Source organism: Phycisphaeraceae bacterium (assembly GCA_040222855.1).
In the GTDB taxonomy this organism is placed as follows: domain Bacteria; phylum Planctomycetota; class Phycisphaerae; order Phycisphaerales; family Phycisphaeraceae; genus Mucisphaera.
Genome location: JAVKCD010000008.1, coordinates 1 through 4,136, shown reverse-complemented (window position 1 = coordinate 4,136; position 4,136 = coordinate 1). Strand labels below are relative to the sequence as shown.

The window sequence follows — 4,136 nt, the reverse complement described above, 5'->3', positions numbered from 1 at the left end:
ACGCGAGCCGTGACGACCGGATCCTCGATGTTGTCGATGGGATCCATCAGGGCGATGCCCGAGACGTCGTTGGCCGAGTTGATCGTGACCAGGCTCTTGTCGATCTGGTTCTCCTTCCGGTCGTTCACGTTGCTGGAGAAGTCGTTCTGCAACGTTCCGGAGGAGTACGTCAGGCTGTACATCCAGTCGGCCGACGCGTTGGCGATGACGAATGCCGCGTCGTCGGTGCCTGCGTCCACGTACGGCGCGCTGGTGTTGGCCGACGGGTTGAGCTTGTTCCAGACGGCCCGGCTGTGCTTGGCCCGGGCCCGGATCCCGCGTGCGGTGAGCACCATGTCGGCGTCACCCAGTTCACCGAAGAGCTGGACGGCCTTGTCGAGGCGCGAGATCGCGCCGTCGAGGACCTGGCTCATGTTCGACGGGCCCACCGGGGCGCCGTCTTCGGTCTTGTCGGAGAACGCGAAGTCCTCCTGGACCTCTCCGATCACCATGTAGGTGAGGCCGGAGAACAGGTTCGCCCGCGCGAGATCACGCTTGAACGACGCGTTGTTGGGCTTGTTGGCCACGTGCTCCGTGAGGATCTCGATGGCCTCGTCGCCCATCCAACGTGCCTGTCCCAGGTTCGGGAAGGCCGCGTCGGTGAACTCGTTGTTCGGGTCGCTGAGGAAGCCCTGGTCCAGCGACAGCCACGCGTCCCTGGATCCGATCCAGTAGAACTCGTCGGTCGGGACCAGATAGACCTGCCACATGTTCGACACGGCGTCGGCCGTGAGCGACAGCGCCCCGTTGACCACGGCGCTTGCCGCGGCCTCCTGGCGGATCGACTCCTCCACCAGGTTGTTCGGGTTGTTCACGTCGAGAAGGTCCTCACACCCGGCCAGCGCGAACGCAGCGGCCAGAGCGACGAGGGACTTCGGTGCCTTGTTGAATCGCTTCATCATGGTCTCGTCCCCCCTCAGAACGTGATGCGGGTCGAGAGCGTGAACCGCCGGGGAATCGGGATCCCCCATCCCTCCACGCTCTGGAGGAAGTTGCAGTTCAGCCCACCGTTGCAGCGGCCGTTGACGTTGCCCTCGGGGTCCATGCCGGTGTAGTCGCCGGGCATGAACAGCGCCAGGTTGCGCGCGCCGAGGTTGACCGTGGCCGTGCTCAGGCCCCACTGCTCGACGAAGTCCGACGGCACCCGGTACGAGAGCGACAGCTCACGCCACCGGACGAACGACGCATCGTAGATGCCGTTCATGCCCGACATCGGCGACAGGCCTTCCTGGTTGTTGACCCACAGGAGGGCCGCGTCGAGACGCTGCTCGGCCGTCGACGCCGGGTTCTGCATGATCGCGTTCAGGCGCGCCGACTCCGGCGTGTTGCGGCCGATGACCGAGTTCGCCCGGCGGAACATGCCCGACAGATCCTGCACGAAGAAGTTGCCGAGCTTGTACTCGAACAGCGTGCTCAGCTCGAAGTTGCTCGCGAACGACAGGGTGAAGCCCGTCGAACCCTGCCAGTCCGGGTTCGGCTTGCCCAGGTACGTCTCGAGCAGGCCCTCGCCGCAGTTGTGCGACGCCAGCTGGCCGTTCGGGTCGCCGAACGTGTTGTTGCTCGCATCGTTGCCGATGGCCAGCGGCTTGAAGCTGCTGGGATCCCGCGGCTGGCTGAAGTACGCCAGCGCGGCTTCGCGCGTCGGCGCCTGGCAGGTGCCGTCGAAGTTGATCGGAATGTCGACGCCAGGGGCGACCCTCGCGCCGAAGAACGCACCCGGTGCGTAGCCCTGCACCAGGAAGTTCCGGTAGCGCGGGTAGGAGCCACCGGTCTTCAACGCCGGCGCACCGCCCATGTCGGTGATCTCTTCGTTCGTGTACGCACCGTTCGCGAACACGTTCAGCGTCAGGCCTTCCCGCTGGATCAGGGTACCCCGGGCGCTGATCTCCAGGCCCCAGGCGTTCATCTGACCGATGTTGTCGAGCTGCGTGCTCGTGAAGCCACCGGTGACCGGGAACTGACGCGCCACCAGCGCGTCGTCGACCGTCCGGTTCCAGTACGTCATGTCCAGCGACGCACGGTCGTTGAACAGACCGAACTCCGCGCCGGCTTCCCACTCCGTCGAGACCTCGGGCTTCAGCGCGTCGTTGCCCAGGTTGTTCGGCTGGACGCCAGGTCCCTCGGACGACGGCAGCGGCGAGAACGTCGTGAACTTGTCGAACGCGCCCGGCTGCAGGCCCGACTTACCGATGGCCGCGCGGAACCGCACCGTCGAAAGCAGATCGCTCTGCCAATCCAGTCCCTGGCTCGGCACGATGCTGATCGACGCCTTCGGGTAGAACGCCGTCTCGAAGTCCTCACCGAACGCCGAGTTCGCGTCCCAACGACCACCGACCGTCGCGAAGATCCAGTCGTTGATGCCCAACTGGTCCTGCAGGTAGCCACCGATCTGCGTCACCCGCTGCCAGTTCTCGAACGACGACTCGTTCGCCAGAGCCGACAGCGTCTCCAGGCCCGGGCCCGGGAAGTCCTGACCCGATCCACCCGCGCTCTCGCGCTGGCTCAGGAAACCCTGCGTCCCGAACAGGAACGTGTTCTCCAGGTTGTCGCCGAAGTTCTGGATCCACGAACCCTTCAGGTCCGCCGTGATCTCCTTGCCGCGACGCGCCGTCACCGAACGGTTGCCGTCCGGCGTCGAGCCACTGAAGCCGTCCACGTTCCACCGGTACGGGCGGAAGCCTTCCACGTCGTCCGACGAGAAGTCCAGACCGAACGTACCGTCGAGGCGGAAGTTGTCCGTCGGCGTGAAGCCGATGTTCGTCGAGCCCGCGAAGTGCGACGACTGCGTGTTGTTGAGCTGGTGCATGTTCTCACGCACCGTCGCGAACGCCGGGTTGCCCCACTGGTTCTGCTCGTCCGCCAGACGGAGCTGAAGCATCAACGCCGAGCTGAACGCGCCGTAGATGTTGTTCGCGTTGTCCGGCACGTGCTGCTCGACCTCGGCGTACAGCGTGCTCACGCCGATCCGCACCTTCGAACTCGGGATCACCGTGAAGTTCGCCGTCGTCTGCAGGCGCTGGTTCGTGTCGTTCTCCGTCTCCAGGCCCGCCACCGGCTCGAACACCTGGTTGTTGTACGGACCGTCTTCGTCCGCGAACCGGCCCGACACGAAGTACTGGAACGCATCCGAACCACCTGACACCGACGCCGAGTAGACCTGGCCGAAGCCCGTGTTCAGAAGACGCGTCACCAGGTCCTGCTGGAAGACCTCGTACGGCTGCACGTTCACGCCCCACGCCTGCTGGATCGCAGCGGCGCTCGTGGCGTTGCGCGGGAAGTCGGCCAGCGGCTCGATGCGGTTCGTCGGAACCGTGATGCCCGTGAACTCGGCCTGCGCCGTGAACCGCGGGGCACCCGCGCGACCGCGCTTCGTGAAGATCTGGATGACGCCGTTCGACGCCTCCGTGCCGTACAGCGTCGCCGCCGCGGCTCCCTTCAGGATCTCCACACGCTCGATCGACTCCGGGGGAATGTCGTCCAGACGCGACGCGTTCCCCTGCGAACCACCCGTGCCGTTGATGGCGTCGCCGTTGAAGCGCACGCCGTCGATGTAGATGATCGGCTCGTTCAACTGCGACAGCGACGACGACCCGCGGATCCGGATCTGGGCGCCCTCGCCCGTGTACCCCGACGAAGGCAGCGCCACCACGCCCGGCTCACGCCCGGCGATCATCTGGCTGAAGTCCGTGATCGGCGCGTTGTCCAGCGACGACGCATCGATCGTCGAAATCGTGTTGCCGAGCTTCCGCTTCTCCGTTGCCACGCCCGCACCCGTCACCACGATCTCGTTCAGGGTGATGGCCGTCTGCTGGAGGCCGAAGTTCGCCACCGTCGACTCACCGGCGGTGACCGTCACCGTCTGCGTGCCTGCACGGTACCCCACGATCTCCGCCACCAACGTGGCCTCGCCCGCGGGAACGTTCAGCAGTAGGAAACGGCCCGCGGCGTTCGTCAGCGCACCGATTCCGGTACCGCCGATGTACACCTGGACCGCTTCGAGCGGACGCTGCGACGCAGCATCCCGCACCGTACCCACCAGCGTGCCCGTTGCCTGGGCTGCTGCCTGGGACGGCGCCCACCCCAACGTCAGAGCGACT

Annotated in this window: 2 protein-coding genes; both read right to left on the bottom strand. The window is 65.9% G+C overall.

The genetic code is table 11. The features are described from left to right. A partial coding sequence (locus tag RIG82_03260) for a hypothetical protein (GenBank protein ID MEQ9459958.1) occupies nucleotides 1-938 on the bottom strand: 938 nt, incomplete at its 3' end. 17 nt (nucleotides 939-955) lie between these two features. After that, nucleotides 956-4,075, bottom strand: coding sequence for a SusC/RagA family TonB-linked outer membrane protein (locus RIG82_03255; protein ID MEQ9459957.1), 3,120 nt, complete (start codon nucleotides 4,073-4,075; stop codon nucleotides 956-958). Nucleotides 4,076-4,136: the final 61 nt, after the last annotated feature.